General features: G+C 62.9%; 17 protein-coding genes. 7 read left to right on the forward strand and 10 right to left on the reverse strand.

Features of this window, described 5'->3' with window-relative positions; translation table 11 throughout:
• Positions 1 to 106 precede the first annotated feature (106 nt).
• The 6 genes from AACY45_RS02515 (at position 107) to AACY45_RS02540 (ending at position 6,251) form a co-directional block, all read left to right on the forward strand.
• Complete coding sequence (locus AACY45_RS02515) at positions 107 to 625, forward strand: RNA polymerase sigma factor (RefSeq protein ID WP_339544000.1); 519 nt, start codon at positions 107 to 109, stop codon at positions 623 to 625.
• On the forward strand, positions 622 to 1,590 hold the full coding sequence (locus AACY45_RS02520) for a FecR family protein (protein ID WP_339544001.1): 969 nt from the start codon (positions 622 to 624) through the stop codon (positions 1,588 to 1,590). The genes AACY45_RS02515 and AACY45_RS02520 overlap by 4 nt, the downstream gene beginning before the upstream one ends.
• A gap of 131 nt (positions 1,591 to 1,721) precedes the next feature.
• Positions 1,722 to 4,136, forward strand: coding sequence for a TonB-dependent siderophore receptor (locus AACY45_RS02525; RefSeq protein ID WP_339544002.1), 2,415 nt, complete (start codon positions 1,722 to 1,724; stop codon positions 4,134 to 4,136).
• Positions 4,137 to 4,195: 59 nt separating this feature from the next.
• A complete protein-coding gene (locus AACY45_RS02530; protein ID WP_339544003.1) occupies positions 4,196 to 5,326 on the forward strand; it encodes a PepSY-associated TM helix domain-containing protein in 1,131 nt (376 codons plus the stop codon).
• Complete coding sequence (locus AACY45_RS02535) at positions 5,323 to 5,502, forward strand: hypothetical protein (protein ID WP_339544004.1); 180 nt, start codon at positions 5,323 to 5,325, stop codon at positions 5,500 to 5,502. The genes AACY45_RS02530 and AACY45_RS02535 overlap by 4 nt, the downstream gene beginning before the upstream one ends.
• Before the next feature lie 119 nt (positions 5,503 to 5,621).
• A complete protein-coding gene (locus AACY45_RS02540; RefSeq protein ID WP_339544005.1) occupies positions 5,622 to 6,251 on the forward strand; it encodes a glutathione S-transferase in 630 nt (209 codons plus the stop codon).
• A gap of 123 nt (positions 6,252 to 6,374) precedes the next feature.
• Here the strand turns inward: AACY45_RS02540 and creD are convergent, their stop codons facing one another.
• From creD to rloA2, 4 genes are all read right to left on the reverse strand, one after another.
• Positions 6,375 to 7,733, reverse strand: coding sequence for a cell envelope integrity protein CreD (gene creD, locus AACY45_RS02545; RefSeq protein WP_339544006.1), 1,359 nt, complete (start codon positions 7,731 to 7,733; stop codon positions 6,375 to 6,377).
• A 127-nt stretch (positions 7,734 to 7,860) separates the two neighbouring features.
• Positions 7,861 to 9,279 carry a two-component system sensor histidine kinase CreC gene (creC, locus tag AACY45_RS02550; RefSeq protein ID WP_339544007.1) on the reverse strand — a complete coding sequence of 473 codons (1,419 nt, stop codon included), beginning with the start codon at positions 9,277 to 9,279 and terminating at the stop codon, positions 7,861 to 7,863.
• Positions 9,279 to 9,959, reverse strand: a complete 681-nt coding sequence (creB, locus tag AACY45_RS02555; protein ID WP_339544008.1) for a two-component system response regulator CreB — start codon at positions 9,957 to 9,959, stop codon at positions 9,279 to 9,281. Before creB ends, creC begins: the two co-directional genes overlap by 1 nt.
• Positions 9,960 to 10,108: 149 nt before the next feature.
• On the reverse strand, positions 10,109 to 10,615 hold the full coding sequence (gene rloA2 / locus AACY45_RS02560; RefSeq protein WP_339544009.1) for a retropepsin-like aspartic peptidase RloA2: 507 nt from the start codon (positions 10,613 to 10,615) through the stop codon (positions 10,109 to 10,111).
• A 222-nt stretch (positions 10,616 to 10,837) separates the two neighbouring features.
• Here rloA2 and AACY45_RS02565 point away from each other — a divergent pair, with 222 nt between their 5' ends.
• Positions 10,838 to 11,725 (forward strand): acyltransferase, encoded by an 888-nt coding sequence (locus AACY45_RS02565; RefSeq protein WP_339544010.1) that lies wholly within the window; start codon positions 10,838 to 10,840, stop codon positions 11,723 to 11,725.
• 7 nt (positions 11,726 to 11,732) lie between these two features.
• Here AACY45_RS02565 and AACY45_RS02570 read toward each other — a convergent pair whose 3' ends face one another.
• The 6 genes from AACY45_RS02570 to AACY45_RS02595 all read right to left on the reverse strand — a co-directional run bounded on the left by AACY45_RS02570 (position 11,733) and on the right by AACY45_RS02595 (position 18,884).
• Complete coding sequence (locus AACY45_RS02570) at positions 11,733 to 12,278, reverse strand: DUF2780 domain-containing protein (RefSeq protein ID WP_339544011.1); 546 nt, start codon at positions 12,276 to 12,278, stop codon at positions 11,733 to 11,735.
• 190 nt (positions 12,279 to 12,468) lie between these two features.
• Positions 12,469 to 13,668: a formaldehyde dehydrogenase, glutathione-independent gene (gene fdhA / locus AACY45_RS02575; RefSeq protein WP_095164333.1), complete on the reverse strand. Its 1,200-nt coding sequence runs from the start codon at positions 13,666 to 13,668 to the stop codon at positions 12,469 to 12,471.
• A gap of 129 nt (positions 13,669 to 13,797) precedes the next feature.
• The gene (purU, locus tag AACY45_RS02580; RefSeq protein WP_339544012.1) at positions 13,798 to 14,655 is read right to left on the reverse strand and encodes a formyltetrahydrofolate deformylase; all 858 of its coding nucleotides are present in this window, start codon (positions 14,653 to 14,655) and stop codon (positions 13,798 to 13,800) included.
• 152 nt (positions 14,656 to 14,807) lie between these two features.
• Positions 14,808 to 15,440, reverse strand: coding sequence for a sarcosine oxidase subunit gamma (locus AACY45_RS02585; RefSeq protein ID WP_339544013.1), 633 nt, complete (start codon positions 15,438 to 15,440; stop codon positions 14,808 to 14,810).
• Positions 15,441 to 15,540: 100 nt separating this feature from the next.
• Complete coding sequence (locus AACY45_RS02590; RefSeq protein ID WP_339544014.1) at positions 15,541 to 18,558, reverse strand: sarcosine oxidase subunit alpha; 3,018 nt, start codon at positions 18,556 to 18,558, stop codon at positions 15,541 to 15,543.
• Entirely contained in the window at positions 18,555 to 18,884 is a 330-nt protein-coding gene (locus AACY45_RS02595) for a sarcosine oxidase subunit delta (protein WP_095081389.1), read from the reverse strand. The genes AACY45_RS02590 and AACY45_RS02595 overlap by 4 nt, the downstream gene beginning before the upstream one ends.
• Between the last annotated feature and the right edge of the window lies 1 nt (position 18,885).

An 18,885-nucleotide genomic window follows, 5' to 3' on the forward strand; every position in this document is an offset into this window, starting at 1 on the left:
GGTTTCGGCAGCATCGACCCGACCAACGCCAATTGCATGCAGGCATTGGCTCTGACACAATCGCGAATAATTCTCGTTAGTTTAAACGTGTATTCGGTGAAGCCATTTGTCGTCAGTCCAAAGCCCTCACAGTGAACGGGTTGGTGCGTTGTATCGCGACCATCGCGGTTGGCTATTGGCCTGGCTACGGCGCAACGTGGCCTGCCCCTCCAAAGCCGAAGACCTGAGCCAGGACACCTTCGTGCGTTTGCTCGGGCGCGAAGCATTCAAGCAGCCTCGCGAGCCTCGGGCATTCCTGGTGGCCATCGCCAAGGGCCTGCTGTTCGACTATTTCCGCCGCGCCGCGCTGGAACAGGCCTACCTCACCGAATTGATGCTGATCCCCGAAGGCGAGCAACCTTCGGTGGAAGAACAGCAACTGATCCTCGAAGACCTGAAGACCATCGACCGCCTGCTCGGCAAGCTCTCGAGCAAAGCCCGCACCGCCTTCCTCTATAACCGCCTCGACGGCCTCGGCCATGCCGAAATCGCCGAGCGCCTGGGCGTCTCCGTGCCACGGGTACGGCAATACCTGGCCCAGGGTACCCGCCAGTGTTATGTGGCGCTGTACGGCGAGCCCGCATGAGCCCGGTCAGTTCCAAGCCGGTCTCGGCGCGGGTACTCGACGCCGCCATCGCCTGGCAACTGTCCCTCGATTCGGGCGCGGGCACTGCGGTGGAGCGCGAGGCGTTCGCCAAATGGCACGCCGCCGATGAAGAACACGCCCGCGCCTGGCAGCAATTGGGCATGCTCGATCAGCGTTTCAGCGTGGCCAATGGGCCGGGCCGGGTTGCACTGCTGCAATCGCGCGAAAGCATCCGTCGCCGGGTGCGCAAGCTCGGCAGCGGGATCGCCAGCGTCCTGCTGGTGATCGGCCTGGGCTTGTTCGCCGGCGAGCGCTACCTGCCCCTCGATTACTGGCTGGCCGACCAGCGCACCGCCACCGGCGAACAACGCACCCTGCGCCTGGCCGACGGCACCTTGATCAACCTCAACACCCACAGTGCGCTGGACGTGCGGTTTGATGAGAAGCAGCGCCGGATCGTCCTGCAGGAAGGGGAAATCCTCATTGAAACCGGACACAACGATGCGCGCCCCTTCATTGTCGAGACCCGCGACGGCCAGATGCGCGCCCTCGGCACACGGTTCCTGGTCAAGCGCGAAGACCACGGCACGCGCCTGAGCGTGTTGCAGTCGGCGGTAGCCGCACGCCCCCAGGTACGGGCCGACGAACAGATTCTCAAGGAAGGCCAGCAGGTGCTGATGCGCCGCGACGGCCTCGGCCCGCTGCTGGCACTCACCCCCGGCAGCGACGCCTGGACCCGCGGCATGCTGGTGGTGGACAACGTCCGCCTCAAAGACCTGATCCACGAACTCGATCGCTACCGCCCGGGCCACCTCGGCGTCGATCCGGACGTCGCCGACCTGCGGATCACCGGCAGCTTCCCGCTGCACAACACCGACCTGGCCCTGAGCGCCTTGCTGCCGACCCTGCCGGTGCAGATCGAGCAACGCACCTCGTGGTGGGTCACCGTAGTCGCCAAACCCTGAAGGTTGAGGACAGCCCCGGTCACCGGGGCTGTTTTGGCTGAATCGAAATTATTTCCATCCGCCCCTATCACTTTTTCAATCTCGTTCGGCACATAGGCAATTGAGAAATATTTCCATTCAGGAGCCGCCGTATGTCACGTTCGCTAGAGACCTTGTTGCGCCCCAGTCTGTTGGCCCTGGCCATTGCCTTCGGCACCCCGCTGACCAGCACCCTGCTGGTGGCCGCCGAGCAGACGTCCAGCGTTCGCGCCTACAACCTGCCGGCCGCGCCCCTGGCCAGCACCCTGAACCAGATCGCCAGCCAGGCCGGCCTCGCCTTGAGCCTCAACCCGTCCCTGGCCGCCGGCAAAACCTCCGCCCCGGTCAACGGCCAGTTCGACGCCGCCAGCGCCCTGAGCCAGGCCCTGCGCGGCACCGGCCTGCAACTGGAACAAAGCAGCGCCGGCACCTACAGCCTGGTGGCCGTTCCCGAGGGTGTGATGGCGCTGCCGGAAACCAGCGTGATCGGTATCGAAAGTAGCGAAAGCGCCTGGGGCCCAGCCGCCGGTTTTGTGGCGACCCGTACCGCGGCCGGGACCAAGACCGACACGGCCATCGTCGAAGTGCCTCGCTCGATGACCGTGATCACCCGCGAGCAGCTGGATGAGCGCCAGGTGCTCAACCTCAATGACGCTCTGCGCTACACCGCAGGCGTACAGAGCAGCGGCTACGGCTCCGACTCCCGGGCCGACTGGCTGCGTGTGCGTGGCTTCGACCCGACCCAGTTCCTCGACGGCCTGCCGCTGCCCAAGGGTTCGTTCTCCAACCCGAAAGTCGAACCCTGGAACCTGGAGCGCATTACGGTACTGCGCGGCCCGGCGTCCTCGGTCTATGGACAGACGCCACCGGGCGGCATGCTCGATATGGTCAGCCGCCGTCCACAGCTCCAAAGCGCACACCAGATCGAAGCCCAGGCCGGCAGCAACGAACATAAGCAGATCAACTTCGACAGCACCGGCAAGATCGATGACGAAGGCCAGTTTCTCTACCGTGTCAGTGGCGTGGTGCGCGACAGCAATGCGCCGGTCGACCACATCCCGGACAAGCGCTACAACATCGCCCCAAGCCTGACCTGGAACATCAATGAAGACGCCAGCCTGACCTTCATTTCCCAGTACACCCGCGACGACACCGGTATCACCGGCCAGTTTTTGCCGCTGCAGGGCACCAAGCTCAGCTCGCCAGCCGGAGATATTTCCCATCACAAGAACCTGGGCGAGCCGGACTGGGACTTCTACGACCGCACCTACTACGCCCTGGGTTACGCCTACGAACAGCGCTTGAACGACGTCTGGCAGTTCCGTCAGAACCTGCGCTACACCAAGAGCGACCTGGAATTCCAGGCGGTCAACGTCGCCACCTTCAATACTGTCGACGAAGATGGCAACGTCAACCGCGAGTCGGGCATCGTCAACGAAGACATCAGCCAGTTTGCGGTCGACAACAACTTCCAGGCCGACTTCGACACGGGTGCTATCCGTCATACCCTGCTGTTGGGCCTCGATCACCAGCGCGCCAACACCAACTACCAATGGCTGTATGGCATGGGCGTGCCTCCGATCAACGTCAACAACCCGATCTACGGCGCGGACATGTCCGGTGTCACGTACTTCGCCATGCAGGACTACAACCAGAAAACCCACCAGACCGGCCTGTACGTTCAAGACCAGATGGCCCTGGACAACTGGCGCCTGACCCTCGGCGGCCGTGAAGACTGGGTCCACACCGGCACCACCTTCCATAACAACAACGATGTCACCAACACCCAGCGCGACAAGGCCTTCACCGGCAACGTCGGCCTCAGCTATGTGTTCGACAACGGTGTGACGCCTTACATTTCCTACACCGAGTCGTTCCAACCGAGCATCGGCGCCAACGTCTCGGCCACCGAGGCGTTCAAGCCGACCGAAGGCCATCAGTACGAAGTCGGCGTGAAGTACCAGCCCGTGGGCAGTAAGAGCCTGTTGACGGCGGCGGTCTACGATCTGCGCCAGGAAAACGTCAGCGTCACCGAAGGCAGCATCACCCGCCAGGTCGGTGAGCTGAAGGTTCGCGGTCTGGAGCTGGAAGCGACCACCGAGGTCACCGACAACCTCAAGGTGATGGGTTCCTACACCTACACCGACACGGAAATCCGCAAAGGCCTGGAGAGCGAAGTCGGCAACCGCATGGCGCTGATACCGCGCAACCAGGCCACCCTGTGGGCCGATTACACCTGGCACGCGGGTGCGCTCGACGGCTTCGGCATGGGTGGCGGGGTCCGCTACGTCGGCGACACCTACGGCAACACGGCCAACACCGATGTAGCCCATGTCAGCTCCTACACCGTGTATGACGCCGCCGTCCATTACGACCTCGGTCGCCTGGACAAAACCATGAAGGGTGTCACGGTCGCGGTCGAAGCCAAGAACCTGTTCGACAAGGACTACCTGGCCAACTGCGATGGCTACTGGTGCTACTACGGCGATGAACGCAACGTAGTCGCCAGCGTCAACTACAAGTTCTAAGCCGCACCCCCTGATTGAAGGGCCGCCCATACGGTGGCCCTTGTCCATTTGGATGAACGATGAAAAGCAAAACCATCCGCCGCTGGTCCTTTATCCACACCTGGACCAGCCTGATTTGCACAGCGTTTCTGCTGATGCTCGCCCTGACCGGTCTGCCGCTGATCTTTCATCATGAGATCGAGCACCTGCTGGGCGATGCACCCGTGTTGCAACAGATGCCGGCCGACACCCCGCACCTGAATCTGCAACAGCTGGTCGCCAAGGCCCAGGCTCATCGCCCCGACGAGGTCATGCAGTACCTGGGCTGGGATGAGGACGAACCCAACGGCGTGATCGCGATCATGGCCAAAACTGCCGGCACCGAACCCAACCTGTCCCACACCTACATGCTCGACGCCCGCACCGGCGAACCGGTGGCCATGCCGTCGGCCAACGGCGGGCTGATGATGGTCATCCTGCGCCTGCACGTCGACCTGTTCGCCGGACTGCCAGGCAAATTGCTGCTGGCGTTCATGGGGTTTCTGTTCGTGCTGGCCATCGTGTCCGGGACGGTGCTGTACCTGCCGTTCATGCGGCGCCTGCCATTCGGTACCGTGCGCCAGGATAAATCCACGCGCCTGCGCTGGCTCGACCTGCACAACCTGATCGGGGTGGTCACCCTGACTTGGGCCCTGGTGGTGGGCGTCACCGGGGTGGTCAGCGCCTGCGCCGACCTGCTCATCGCCGCCTGGCGCAACGAAGCCCTGGGCGCAATGATCGAACCCTACCGCGAGGCACCGCCCCTGACCCGACTGGCGCCTGCCAGCCAGTTGCTGGAGATCGCCCAGCGGGCTGCACCCGAGATGCAAACCGACTTCATCGCCTTCCCCGGCACCCGTTTCTCCAGCGAACACCACTACGCGGTGTTCATGAAAGGCAGCACCCACCTGACCTCCCACTTGCTGACCCCGGTACTGATCGACGCCAGCACCCTGGAAGTCACCGCCATCGCCGAACGCCCCTGGTACATGGACGTCATGGGCATGTCGCAGCCGCTGCACTTCGGTGACTACGGCGGCATGCCGATGAAAATCCTCTGGGCGGTACTCGATGTGCTGACCCTCATCGTCCTCGGCAGCGGCCTGTACCTGTGGACAGTCCGGCGCCAGACTGCGAAACCGCTGGCCGTGGCCCAGGAGGGCACCCCATGAGACCGCGTCAGTCGAACTTCTGGAAAGTCTTCGCCACACCCACCGTGATTGCCCTGCTCAGTGCCGCAGGCTTGTTCTCGGCGCTGTTGGGTGACGGGATCTGGGACGGCCTGAGCTGGTTGGGACTTGGAATCCCCGCCGCTCTTGCCCTGCGTGGTCTACTCCAACGCCATTAACCCCTGTGGGAGCGAACCGGGCGGCGCTCCGCTTGCTCCCACAAAGGTCCAAGCCGTGACGCTTGAGCTATCGGGCCAACGCGCTATGCTGCGGCACTGCCACCGACGGAGACGCCGCCATGTCCGCCCCCAGCATGACCCTGTTCCACAACCCCGCCTCGCCCTTTGTGCGCAAAGTAATGGTGCTGTTGCATGAAACCGGTCAACTGAACCGCGTGGCGCTGCAACCTAGCCAACTGAGCCCGGTCAGCCCGGACGCCGCGTTGAACCAGGACAACCCGTTGGGCAAGATCCCGGCCCTGCGCCTGGCCGACGGCACGGTGCTGTACGACAGCCGGGTGATCCTCGAGTACCTCGACCAGCAGCACGTCGGCAACCCGCTGATCCCTCGCGAAGGCAGCGCACGCTGGCGGCGCCTGACCCTCGCCGCGCTGGCCGACGGCATCCTGGAGGCCGCCGTGATGATCCGCTACGAACTCGCCCTGCGCGCCCCGGAAAAACACTGGGCGCAATGGCTGGACGCCCAGCGCGAGAAGATCCGCCGCGCCCTGGCGGTGCTCGAAGCCGACAACATCGCCGAACTGAGCTGCCACTTCGACGTCGCCGCCATCAGCGTCGCCTGTGCCCTGGGCTACCTGGACCTGCGTCACCCCGACCTGCAGTGGCGTGACGCCCAGCCGCAACTCGCCGCCTGGTACGCCGACGTCAGCCAGCGTCCGTCGATGCAGGCCAGCGTGCCGCAGGTTTAGCCGACCCGCAGGAGCGCGGCCTGACCCCACACGCCGCGCTTCGCTCCAGAGGGAACAACAACGCAATCCGCCGCACCAGGTTGTCCGCCTGCCGTTGCTCCTCACGCAACCCCAACGAGCGACTCACGACACCACCTCGACCTTGCCCGAGCGGCGCTGGCCAATCCCGTACCAGTCCAACCGGCGCGTCAGCACCATGAACACCCCGAGCAAGCCGAACAGCAGCAACGAGCCCATCAACAGCGCGTAATCCTCGGCGCTCAGCAGTCCGTACAACAGCCCATACAACGCCGCCAGCCCCGCTGAAAAACCCAGGCCGTGCAGCGTGCTATGCAGCACGTGGCCCACATAAAAACCAATCAGCAACACACAGGCACTGGCAGACAACAGGTAGGCCAGGGCGAACCCGATGTGCTCGGACAGCGACAACAGCAACAAGTAGAAAAACGCCAGCGCCACCCCCACCAGAGCGTACTGCACCGGGTGCACCGCCAGGCCCTTGAGCACTTCGAAGAGAAAGAACCCGGCAAACGTCAGCACGATAAACAACAAGGCGTATTTGATTGCCCGCTCGCTCTTGAGGTACTGGTCCACCGGGTCGATAAAGCTGACGCCAAAGTTACGGCTCTTGAACTCTTCACAACCGCCACCGGCCACACAATTGCCGAGTGCCTCCTCCAGGTTGGTGGAGAAAAACGAGGTCTGCCAGCGGGCACTGAAACCTGCGGCACCGATCTCACGCTGTGCAGGCAAATAATTGCCGATGAAACTTGGATGGGGCCAGTCGGCTTGCAGCTTGACCTGGCTGGTCCTGCCCACCGGGGTAATCTGCAATTGCCCGGTACCCTGCAGGCGCAGGTCAAAACCGAACTGCAGCTCATTGGCTTTGCGGGTATCCAGTGGTGCGAGCATCACGTGTACGCCTTCCCCCAGCCAGTCCTCCTGGGTTCCCGGGTCGAAGTCCAGGCGCTGGCCGTCAAGCTCCAACTGCAAGGCGTTTTCGATGCCGCGAATATCGCTGATGCCCACTGCCAGGTACGGCTGGTCGAACTGGTAGTCGATGAAGTCTTCCTTGATGCCCAGGCGCTCGGGAAGGGAAAACTGCCCGCTGATGCGGTTGTTGGCGTGAAACAGCCGCGCCTCATAGATACCGCGGGCCCGCCGTTCGGTTTGCACCTGGCCATCGAGTTCGAAACGCTCCGGCAGGAAATACAAACGACCGCGCTCCTGGCTGGTTTCCTGGTAACGCTTGTTGGTTTTTTCGTTGAGCTTCCAGGTGCGCACCGCCTTGCGGTACGGCACCACCAGCAGCGGTCCGGTCAGTTGCTGGCGGTAGCTGGAACTGCGGGCGATGTCGTCGAGCACGCCATCACGCAGTTGCTGACGGTCGAAGATCATGCCGCTGATCATCAGCAAGGGAATCAGCAACAACAGAATCAATAGGGCAATCGCCCCGAGTTTTATGGCCAGACAGCGGTTCATGGAAGTTCTCCCTGTTCGAATGAGGGAGAGTCTGCAAGGCCCGTGTGTGGGTTTTATGGAGCGAATATGCAGAGTGTGTGGAGAACCGGTATCTGTAGCCGCTGGCGCAGCCTGCGTTCGGCAGCGGCTACGGTAGGTGCAGCGTCACCTCAACCCCATCGGGTACATTCCCAACCCGCAGTGTTCCCCCATGCAACTTCACCACCTCTTCCACAAAATTGAGCCCCAGCCCGGTGCTTTTACGTCCACTGTCAGGCCGTGGCAGTGAGTAGAAACGCTCGCTCAGGCGGCCCAGGGCGTAATCGGGAATCGGGTCGGCCTGGTTGAACAGACTGAACTCGACCTGCTCTCCCCGCCGCTGTGCGCTAAAACGCAGGACGCCGTGGGACGGGGTGAAATCCAGGGCGTTCTCCAGCAGGTTAGCCAGCGCCTGGCGCAACAGAAAGGCTTCGCCTGACAGCGCCAGGTCGGCGGCGATCTGTGTCTCGATGCGCAGCTGTTTGCGCTCGATGCGCGCCTGTTGGGTTTCGAGCAACTCATCGACCAAGGCCGCCAACGGTACCTGCACCCGCTCCTCAAGGGTTTGCCGCTGCTCGACCTGGGCCAGGTTCAACAGGCGCTCGATCAACTGCTGCATACGCGCGCTTTCAGTGTCGATGTTGCTGACGAAACGCTGGCGCTGGGTGGCCGGCATCTCGTCCTGCAACAGTTCGGCCGCGCCACGAATCGCCGCCAGCGGGCTCTTCAATTCGTGGGTCAAGGTGTGCACATAACGCTCCACATACGCCTTGCCTTCCAGTTGCGTGCGCATGTGTTCGACCGCCGTGGCCAGTTGCGCAAGCTCACCGCCACGGTAGTGCGGCAGCTCGGCCCGGCGCCCTTCGCTGACCGCCTGGGCATACGCAGTCAAGCGCCGCAGCGCCACACTCAACCACCACGACAATGCCGCCCCGAACAGCAGGCCGAGGCCGATCAAGCCCGCGCCGTAGCCGAGCAAACGGCGCTCGGTGCGGTCGACGTAAGGCTGCAGCGAGCTGTTGGGCTTGGCCACGGTGACCACGCCAATGATCTGCCCGTTGTCGCGAATCGGCGCCCCCACGTGCATCACCGAAGAACTGGCGTCGTCGGGATCGCTGCGGGTCGAGCGCGCGCCGTATTCACCGCGCAGGGTCAGGTACACATCGTTCCAGCGCGAGTAATCCTGGCCCACGGCACGGGCGCTGGAGTCCAGCACCACCACGCCTTTGGCGTCGGTCACGTAGATGCGATGGTTGACCTGGTTCTTCGCCAGGCCCCAGATACTCGCCCCCGGCTGCCGCTCGCCGTAGGCCTTGAGCAGCTCGGGCCAACGGTTCTGATTGAGGGTCCCGGCCTTGAAGTCGTCGCGCAGGATCTCGGCCATCAGGTTGGCGGTGTCCACCAGGGTCTCTTCGGTGGACTGACGCACGCCAGGACGGATTTCTTCCATCACCGTGTTGAGCACAAAGTAACCGGTCAGGCCGACAAACAGCACATAGACCAGGAAGATCCGGATCGCCAACGGCATCAACTGGTCCCTGGGCTGTAGCTGTAGCCGAGGCCACGGTGGGTCTGGATCGGCTCGGCATTGGCCGCTACCAGCCGCAGCTTGGCGCGCACGCTCTTGATGTGGCTGTCGATGCTGCGCTCGTACCCGGCATCGCTGGCGATGCCCAGCGCGTCGAGCAGTTGTTCGCGACTGAAGACCCGCTCCGGCTGTTCCAGCAGACACTGCAACAAGCGGTACTCATGCCGGGTCAGGCTCAGTGGTTGGCCGCGATAGGTGATCAGCACGCGTTCGCTGTCCATCTGGAACAACGCACGGGTGGATTCGATCCCCGGCCGTGGCGCCATGCGCTTGAGGATCGCCCGCACCCGCGCCGCCACTTCCCGTGGGCTGAACGGCTTGACCACATAGTCGTCGGCACCGATCTCCAGGCCCACCACCCGATCGATCTCGCCGTCGCGGGCGCTGAGGAACATCACCGGCACTTCGCTGAACCGGCGCAACTGCCTGCAGGTTTCAAAACCGCTGATGTCCGGCAGACCGATGTCGAGAATGACCAGGTCGGCGGGGGTCGCCCGCTGATGCTCAAGGGCGGCGCCCCCCAGGCTCACCCAAGTGGTGGTGAAACCCTCGCCTTGCAAGGCAAACACCAAGGTATCGGCAATCGCCGCTTCGTCTTCGACAATCAGAATATGAGGCATGCCATCCGGGCCCGACAGTTAAGTGGGCGAACGGTGCCCCACGGTGTCATCGACGTCAATCTGACAAGTGTTACCCAGCGCTCAAACCCGTAGGACCTTGTCGGCCCTACCTGTAAGAAACCGCTGAAAAGTCGCCGCTAGCGGTGGCCTCAACAGTCCGGCTTGTCAGCCGTGAACCGGCGTGCCGGGTTCACCGCCGCGCCAAACTCGCGCAGCGCCTTGGCGCCGATCAGCAGTGGGTAGTTGAAGCTGCTGCGGTCGGTGAGGTTGACCTCGACGGTGCGCTTGACGTCGCCCAGGCACAGTTCCAGGTCGACCACCGGACGCTTGGTGGGCGCGGCCACTTCCTGGTCGTCCTCGTCTTCTTCAGCGCGGCTCTTGATCTTGCTGATGCGCGCGACCTTGTGCTCGTAGACCTTATTGCTGGCGTCCTTGGTGGCCAGGCGAAAACGCACCCACTCCTCGCCATCGCGGGTGAAGGTTTCGATGTCCTTGGCCGACAGCGAGGCTGTCAGCGCGCCAGTGTCCATCTTCGCCTTGAGCACTTCACCGCCGATCTCCGGCAGCTGGATGTATTCGTAACGGCCATACAGGGTCGGCTCGGCGGCCATGACCGGCAGGGCCAGGAGGGATAACAGTGCGAGGATAGATTTCACGTCGTGGATTCCCTTGAGGAGTGAGCCGCGGGATTTTAGACAGTCTGTCAGCAATTCGTTCGCTCTTCGAAACACCATCGCGGGCAAGCGAGAACACCCCTAAGACCCGATCATCTGGCGCAGCATACCCGCGCAAAGGTGAAACATTCGTCAGCCCGCAGATTTGGCCTGCGCCTCGAAGCTGCTTATCATGGCCCGCCCAAATGCTTTCAAGAGTTACTTATGCGCCGCCTGCTCACCGGCTGTTTCGTCACCCTGCTGCTGTTACTCAACACCCTGGTCCTGATCGGCCCCCTGCTGGTGTTCGCCCTGCTCAAACGGGTCCTGCCCGGCCGCTACCGTGACGCCGCGAGCGGGGCGGTGATGTGGATCGCCGAGACCTGGGCGCAAATCGACAAGCTGATTTTCGCCTGCTGCATCCCCACCCGCTGGGACATTCGCGGGGGCGAAGGCCTGCGGGTCGACACCTCTTACCTGGTGGTCAGCAACCACCAATCCTGGGTCGATATCCCGGCCCTGATCCAGACCCTCAACCGACGCACGCCGTTCTTCAAGTTCTTCCTGAAAAAGGAACTGATCTGGGTGCCTTTCCTGGGTCTGGCCTGGTGGGCGCTGGATTACCCGTTCATGAAGCGCTACAGCAAGGCCTTCCTGGCCAGGCACCCGGAACGGCGTGGCCAGGACCTGGCGATTACCCGGGCCGCGTGCGAACTGTTCAAGCGTCAGCCGGTGACAGTGGTCAACTACCTGGAAGGCACCCGTTTCACCCCGGCCAAGCGCAACGCCCAGCAATCCCCCTTCAGGCACCTGCTCAACCCCAAGGCCGGCGGCGTGGCGTTTGTGCTGGCGGCCATGGGCGATCAACTGGACGCCATGCTCGACGTCACCGTGGTCTATCCACAGGAGAAGATTCCGGGGTTCTGGGATTTGATCAGCGGTGCGGTGCCGCGGGTGATCATCGACATCCAGACCCGTGAACTGGATCCGGCGTTGTGGCAGGGCGACTACGAAAACGATCCGCTGTTTCGCCAAAGCGTCCAGAACTGGGTCAACCAGCTCTGGATCGACAAGGATGCACGCATCGACGCCTTGCGCGCCGGGCGTGAGTGAGACGCGGTCAGACGCCCCAGATGCTGCCCAGGCTCTTGAGCAGGGTGCCGCCAACGCCTTGCTGGCCCAGGTACTGCAGCAGGATCGGGGCAAACTGGCCGACCATGCCGCTGTCCATGCCCAGCGCGCTGAACGCGGTGTTCAGGTCGTTGGTGTCCTTGACGTTACCCAGGGCATTTTCCAGGCCCGCGGCCTTGCCGGACGAACCCAGCATGCCCGCCAGGGCGCCCAGGTTACCGCTGCCACCGGAGAGCTTGTCGATGCCCGGCACGCTCTTGGCCAGCTCGGAATAGTCGCTGGCGCTCAACGTGTTCTTGGCCAGGCCCAGCATCGCGCTGGTGCCGCCAATGGCTTGTTCTGGCTTGACGTCCAGGGCACTCAGGGCGCTCAACAGACCTGCGGTCTGCGAAGTCGGCGCGGCGGCAGCGGCCTTGTCGCCACCCTGCATGCCAGACACAGCACCGGCCACGTCGTTCAGGCTGAAACCGGCGAAGACCGGGCTGGCGGCCAATGTCATGAGCGAAGCCAAAGCAAAACCGCGTGAAATCTTCATTGAAAAACTCCTGAACCTTCAAAAATGCCCTCAAGCGGGCGCAAAGCTGGCATTTTGACTGAAAACCACCGGTTATTGTTCCGTGACTGCCTTTCCTTTCATCTCAAGGACCGCGCCGGGTCTTCTCAGGACGCTTTAACGCCCATAAAAAAGGACGACCCGAGGTCGTCCTTTTGCCCTGCGCCAGGCCTTAAGCCGCACTGAACAACTTGTGCGGATCGATCACAAACTTCTTCGGCACGCCCGCATCGAACTCGCCGTAGCCACGGGGTGCGTCATCCAGGCTGATCACTTCCACACCGACGATGTCGGCAATGTGGATACGGTCCCACATGATCGCCTGCATCAACTGGCGGTTGTACTTCATCACCGGGGTCTGGCCGGTGTGGAAGCTGTGGGATTTGGCCCAGCCCAGGCCAAAACGAATGCTCAGGCTGCCCATCTTGGCCGCCGCATCCACCGCCCCTGGATCTTCAGTGACGTACAGCCCCGGAATACCGATCTTGCCGGCGACCCGCACCACGCCCATCAAGGAGTTGAGCACGGTGGCCGGGGCTTCGTGCTTGACCCCGGCATGGCCGTGACCGCGCGCTTCGAAGCCAACGGCATCGACGGCGCAATCCACTTCCGGCTCGCCCAACAAGGCAGCGATCTGTTCGTGCAGCGGGGTATCGAGGGACAGGTCGGCGATTTCGAAACCCTGGGCCTTGGCGTGCGCCAGGCGGATCGGGTTGACGTCACCGATGATCACCACCGCGGCGCCCAGTAAGCGCGCCGAAGCGGCAGCCGCCAGGCCGACGGGGCCGGCGCCGGCCACATACACAGTGCTGCCCGGGCCAACGCCGGCTGTAACGGCGCCGTGATAACCGGTCGGTAGGATGTCGGAGAGGCAGGTCAGGTCGCGAATTTTTTCCATCGCCCGGTCGCGATCCGGCAGTTTCAGCAGGTTGAAGTCAGCGTACGGCACCATGGCGTACTCGGCCTGGCCACCGGTCCAGTCGCCCATGTCGACATAACCGTAGGCGCCGCCCGGGCGAGCCGGGTTCACGCTCAGGCACACGCCGGTGTGCATTTCCTTGCAGGAACGGCAGCGCCCGCAAGCCACGTTGAACGGTACCGAGACCAGGTCGCCGATTTTCAGGTTCTCGACGTCGCTGCCCTTCTCGATCACCTCCCCGGTGATCTCGTGCCCCAGCACCAGCCCGGTCTGGGCCGTGGTGCGACCGCGCACCATGTGCTGGTCGGAACCACAGATGTTGGTGGAGACCACGCGCAGGATCACCCCGTGCTCGATCTTGCGGCCGCGCGGGTCCTGCATTTTCGGATAGTCGATTTTCTGTACTTCGACCTTGCCCGCGCCGAGATACACCACACCACGATTGCCAGACATGCTTTCACCTCGCTGTTGTTTTTATGAAACCGCGTTGCCCAGACAGGCAGCGCGTTAAGTGCTCGGGTACAGATGCTGTTTCTGTGTTGCTTGTAGGGGCCTCATCGCGGGCAAGCCCGCGATGACGATCTAAAGAACGACCGTGCGATTGGCGTTCAAAAACACTCGCCGCTCAATGTGATAACCCACCGCACGGGCCAGGGTCAGGCCTTCGATATCCCGCCCCTTGGCAATCAGGTCTTCGGGGTAATGGCTGTGATCCACCGCCTCCACGCCCTGGGCAATGATCGGGCCTTCGTCCAGGTCGTTGTTGATGTAGTGCGCCGTGGCGCCGACCAGCTTCACCCCCTTGTTGTAAGCCTGGTGATAGGGTTTGGCCCCCTTGAAACCGGGCAGCAACGAGTGGTGGATGTTGATCGCCTTGCCGTCGAGCTTGCGGCACAGTTCCGGCGACAGCACTTGCATGTAGCGCGCAAGGATCACCAGTTCGGCACCGGACTCCTCGATCACCTGCCACACCTGGCGCTCCTGCGAGGGCTTGTCGTTGGGGTCGAGGGGGAAGTGGTAATACGGAATGCCGTGCCAGTCGGCCAGGGGCTTGAGGTCCGGGTGGTTGGAGACCACCGCCGCCACGTCCATCGACAACTGGCCGATACGTTGGCGGTAGAGCAGATCGTTGAGGCAGTGATCGGCCTTGGAAACCATGATCACCACTTTCGGCCGGTGGTGCGGCGGGGTCAGCTCGAAAATCATCCCGAAGGCTTCACCACGCTCAGCCAGGCCGGCGCGGAACGACTGCTCGTCGAATCCATCGGGCTGGCGAAACTCCACACGAATGAAAAAACGCCCCGAGAGCCGGTCATCGAAGGAGTGGTGCTCGGTGACGTAGCAGCCCTGCTCGAACAGAAAGCGGGTCACCGCGTCCACGGTGCCGAGGACGCTGGGGCAGTCGGCGGTCAGAATCCATGTGTCTGGGGCGCGGCTCATAGTGCGGTGACTCCTGTGAAATCGGTGGATGAAGCTGCCTTCCTGTAGGAGCGAGCTTGCTCGCGATGGACTTCAAGGCAACGCGTTGAATCAGAAAGAACGCGTCGTCCTTGGGTTCATCGCGAGCAAGCTCTCGCTCCTACAGGTTTTCATCAAGCCTGGACGCTAAGCCCGTACTCGGCCGCCGCGTCCTGCAACCACAACCACCAGTAATCCGAGAAGCTACGACGGATCAGCAGTTCCCAGGTGTCTTCTGCGGTGTGGCGGATCACCAGTTGCGACTTGGCGAACACCGTGCCCACCGCCTTGCCCACCGGGAAGTTGTTGGGGTGCACGTCGTAGCTGGTGGACTTCATCAGCACCTGGCGCACGTTCGGGCCGCTCAGTTCGAGGATCTGCTGGCCGCCGCTGACGTTGACGATCTGGATGTGCAACTCACCCAGGGCCTCACGCAGCTTCTGCTCGGCGGCGAACTCTTCACCGCTCGGCACGATCAGCAGCCATTCATCCGGCCCCATCCATTGCAGACTGGTTTCACCCTTGACGATGACGCTCAACGCACCCGGCAATTCGATGCCCAGGGCCTTGTGCACACCGGCGGCGAATGCGGCATCGTGGCCATCGCCACGAATGGTCAGGTGGCCGAGGAGTTTTTTCTCACGCACGATCACGCCGGCGTTTTTGCGGCCCTTGCCCACCAGGCTGGCGAGGTCGGCATGATGCAACGACGACTCGGCCTTGGCCCCGGTGGTTGGGCGTTGTGGGTACACATTGGCTGCGGTCATAAAGCACCTTTGCTGAATTCTGTTAGGCCCTGTGGTGGCGGCACTGCCGCCATCGCTAGCAGGCTAGCGATGGGTAGCCCACCCACAGATCTCGAGGCCATCAAACGTTCTGCCGATCACCTTTTGGATCGAAGAACACCGAAGAAACGATTTCCGCCTCGATCACGCTGCCGTCGGCCAACGATGCGAACACTCGCTCACCGATGCGCTTCAAGCCGCCTTTGACCACGCCCATGGCAAACGAATAGCCCAGGGAGTTGTGCAGGTAACTGGACGTTACGTGACCGACCATGCTCATCGGGATCGCCTGCTTGGTGTTGAACACCAACTGCGCGCCTTCCGGCAACCACTTGGTCGGATCGATCGGCTTGAGGCCCACCAACTGCTTACGTTGCTCACGCACGCAGTCTTCGCGGTTCATGCCCCGCCAGCCGATCCACGAGAACGGTTTGGTGCGACCCACACACCAGCCCATGTTCAGGTCGTCCGGGGTCATCGAACTGTCGGTGTCCTGGCCAACGATGATGAAACCCTTCTCGGCGCGCAGCACGTGCATGGTCTCAGTGCCATATGGCGTCAGGTTGTACTTCTTCCCCGCCTCAACAATCTTCTCCAAAACACCCATGGCGTAGTCGGCCTGCACGTTGACTTCGTACGACAGCTCACCAGTAAAGGAAATCCGGAACACCCGCGCCGGCACGCCACCCACCAGGCCCTCTTTCCAGGTCATGAACGGGAAGCCGTCCTTGTCCAGGTCGATGTCGGTGACTTCGCTGAGCAGCTTGCGGCTGTTCGGCCCGGACAGGGTCATGGTGGCCCAGTGGTCCGTCACGGAAGTGAAGTACACCTTCAGGTCAGGCCATTCGGTCTGGTGGTAGATCTCCAGCCACTGCAGCACGCGAGCCGCGCCGCCGGTGGTGGTGGTCATGACGAAATGGTTGTCGGCCAGGCACGCCGTCACACCGTCGTCGAAGACCATGCCGTCTTCCTTGCACATCAGGCCGTAGCGCGCCTTGCCCACGTCGAGCTTGGTCCAGGCGTTGGTGTAGACACGGTTGAGGAATTCGCGCGCATCCGGCCCTTGAATATCGATCTTGCCCAGGGTCGAGGCATCCAGCAGGCCGACGCTTTCGCGCACCGCCAGGCATTCGCGCTTGACCGCGGCATGCAGGTCTTCACCGTTTTTCGGGAAGTACCAGGGACGCTTCCACTGCCCGACGTCTTCGAACTCGGCGCCGTTTTTCAGGTGCCATTGATGCAGCGCGGTATACCGCACCGGCTCGAAAATGTGCCCACAGTGACGACCGGCTACCGCGCCGAATGTCACCGGCGTGTAGTTGGGGCGGAACATGGTGGTGCCCATCTGTGGGATGGTCACGTTGAGCGAGCGGGCCGCGATGGCCAGGCCATTGACGTTACCCAGCTTGCCCTGGTCGGTGCCGAAGCCCAGTGCGGTGTAGCGCTTGACGTGCTCGACCGACTCGAAACCCTCGCGGGTGGCCAGTTCGATGGCCGCCGCGGTGACATCGTTCTGCAGGTCGACAAATTGCTTCGGCGCCCGTGCAGTGGTCTTTTCGTGGGGCACCTGGAACAGCGCCAGGGTCGGCTCTTCATGGCGGCTCAGGGCTTTGGGCAATACGCCCTCGACGCTCTGGAACCCGGCTTCGGCAGCGGCGCGAGCGCCCCCTTCAAAACCATCGGCCAGGGAATCGCCGAGGCCATAGACACCGTTGATACCGCCGACACACACGCGTTTCTGCGGTGCTTCACCCGGGACAAAACCGAGGATGTCCTCACGCCAGGTCGGCTTGCCGCCCAAGTGCGACGCCAGGTGAACCACCGGGCTGTAGCCGCCGGAACTGGCCACCAGGTCGCACTCGAGCCATTCGCCCGGGCTGGTCACGGTGTGCGCCTTGACGTCGATCGCGGCCACACGAGCAGCGGTCACGTGCTTGCTGCCACGGGCTTCGATCACCGCGCTGCCGGTCAGGATGCGGATGCCCTTGGCCCGGGCTTCTTCCACCAGCGCACCGCGTGGGTTGCTGCGGGCATCGGCGATGGCCACCACTTGCAGGCTGGCATCGAGCCAATCCAGGGCCACGCGATAGGCGTGATCGTTGTTGGTGCTCAGGACCAGCTTCTTGCCCGGTGCGACGCCATAGCGGCGCACGTAGGTGGAGACCGCACCGGCCAGCATGTTGCCCGGCACGTCGTTGTTGCCGTAGACCAGCGGCCGCTCGCACGCGCCGGTCGCCAGCACCACGCGCTTGGCGCGAACCCGGTGGATGCGCTGGCGCACCTGGCCGATCGGAGCGCGGTCGCCGAGGTGGTCGGTGAGGCGCTCGTGAATGGTCAGGAAGTTATGGTCGTGGTAACCGTTGACCGTGGCGCGCGGCAACAGCAGCACGTCCGGGGTGTCTTTCAGTTCAGCGATGACGCTGGCGACCCATTCGGCGGCCGGCTTGCCGTCGAGGCTTTCACGGGAGTCGAGCAGGCTGCCGCCGAACTCTTCCTGTTCATCGGCGAGGATCACCCGCGCCCCGCTGCGTGCAGCCGCCAGTGCCGCGGCCAGGCCAGCGGGGCCGGCACCGACGACCAGCACGTCGCAGTGCTGGTTCATGTAGTCGTAGGTGTCCGGATCGTTTTCGGTCGGCGAGCGACCCAGGCCAGCGGCCTTGCGGATGTACTTCTCGTACGTCATCCAGAACGATTGCGGGTACATGAAGGTTTTGTAGTAGAAACCCGGCGGCATCAGCTTGCCGCCGACCTTGCCGAGAATCCCCATCATGTCGTTGTTCACGCTGGGCCAGCCGTTGGTGCTGGTGGCGACCAGGCCCTGGTACAGCGCCTGTTGGGTGGCACGCACGTTGGGGATCTGGGTGGCTTCGGTGGCGCCGATCTGCAGCACCGCGTTCGGCTCTTCGGCACCGGCGGCGAAGATCCCGCGTGGCCGCGAATACTTGAAGCTGCGACCGATGATGTCGACACCGTTGGCCAGCAGGGCCGCGGCCAGGGAATCACCTTCAAAGCCCTTGTACACCTGGCCGTTGAACGTGAAGCTGAGGACTTTGTTGCGGTCGATCCGTCCACCGTTGGACAGGCGATTGATCTGGCTCATACCTTCGCTCCCAGAGCCTGCGCGGCCGCTTTCGGACTTTCAGTCTTGTCGGTGAACTGCGGCTTGCTGCCGATCTTGTAGGTTTCGAGAATCTCGTAGGTCACGGTGTCGCGGGTGACGTTGAAGTACTGGCGGCAGCCGGCGACGTGATCCCAGAGTTCGTGGTGCAGGCCACGGGGGTTGTCACGGAAGAACAGGTAATCACCCCACTCCTCGTCGGTGCAGGTGTTCGGATCCAGTGGACGCGGGATATGCGCCTGGCCCGATGCGTGGAATTCCTCTTCGGAGCGCAGTTCGCCGCAGTGAGGACAGAAGATATGCAACATA

It is taken from the genome of Pseudomonas sp. RA_35y_Pfl2_P32, assembly GCF_963970735.1.
Taxonomy (GTDB): Bacteria; Pseudomonadota; Gammaproteobacteria; order Pseudomonadales; family Pseudomonadaceae; genus Aquipseudomonas.

Coding starts and splice junctions, on each gene's coding strand:
- AACY45_RS02525 (WP_339544002.1), top strand. CDS start 1,722: ATGTCACGTTCGCTAGAGACCTTGTTGCGCCCCAGTCTGTTGGCCCTG.
- fdhA (WP_095164333.1), bottom strand. CDS start 13,668: ATGTCTGGCAATCGTGGTGTGGTGTATCTCGGCGCGGGCAAGGTCGAA.
- AACY45_RS02585 (WP_339544013.1), bottom strand. CDS start 15,440: ATGACCGCAGCCAATGTGTACCCACAACGCCCAACCACCGGGGCCAAG.
- AACY45_RS02565 (WP_339544010.1), top strand. CDS start 10,838: ATGCGCCGCCTGCTCACCGGCTGTTTCGTCACCCTGCTGCTGTTACTC.
- AACY45_RS02540 (WP_339544005.1), top strand. CDS start 5,622: ATGTCCGCCCCCAGCATGACCCTGTTCCACAACCCCGCCTCGCCCTTT.
- creD (WP_339544006.1), bottom strand. CDS start 7,733: ATGAACCGCTGTCTGGCCATAAAACTCGGGGCGATTGCCCTATTGATT.
- AACY45_RS02595 (WP_095081389.1), bottom strand. CDS start 18,884: ATGTTGCATATCTTCTGTCCTCACTGCGGCGAACTGCGCTCCGAAGAG.
- creC (WP_339544007.1), bottom strand. CDS start 9,279: ATGCCGTTGGCGATCCGGATCTTCCTGGTCTATGTGCTGTTTGTCGGC.
- AACY45_RS02530 (WP_339544003.1), top strand. CDS start 4,196: ATGAAAAGCAAAACCATCCGCCGCTGGTCCTTTATCCACACCTGGACC.
- AACY45_RS02520 (WP_339544001.1), top strand. CDS start 622: ATGAGCCCGGTCAGTTCCAAGCCGGTCTCGGCGCGGGTACTCGACGCC.
- AACY45_RS02570 (WP_339544011.1), bottom strand. CDS start 12,278: ATGAAGATTTCACGCGGTTTTGCTTTGGCTTCGCTCATGACATTGGCC.
- purU (WP_339544012.1), bottom strand. CDS start 14,655: ATGAGCCGCGCCCCAGACACATGGATTCTGACCGCCGACTGCCCCAGC.
- AACY45_RS02590 (WP_339544014.1), bottom strand. CDS start 18,558: ATGAGCCAGATCAATCGCCTGTCCAACGGTGGACGGATCGACCGCAAC.
- creB (WP_339544008.1), bottom strand. CDS start 9,959: ATGCCTCATATTCTGATTGTCGAAGACGAAGCGGCGATTGCCGATACC.
- AACY45_RS02535 (WP_339544004.1), top strand. CDS start 5,323: ATGAGACCGCGTCAGTCGAACTTCTGGAAAGTCTTCGCCACACCCACC.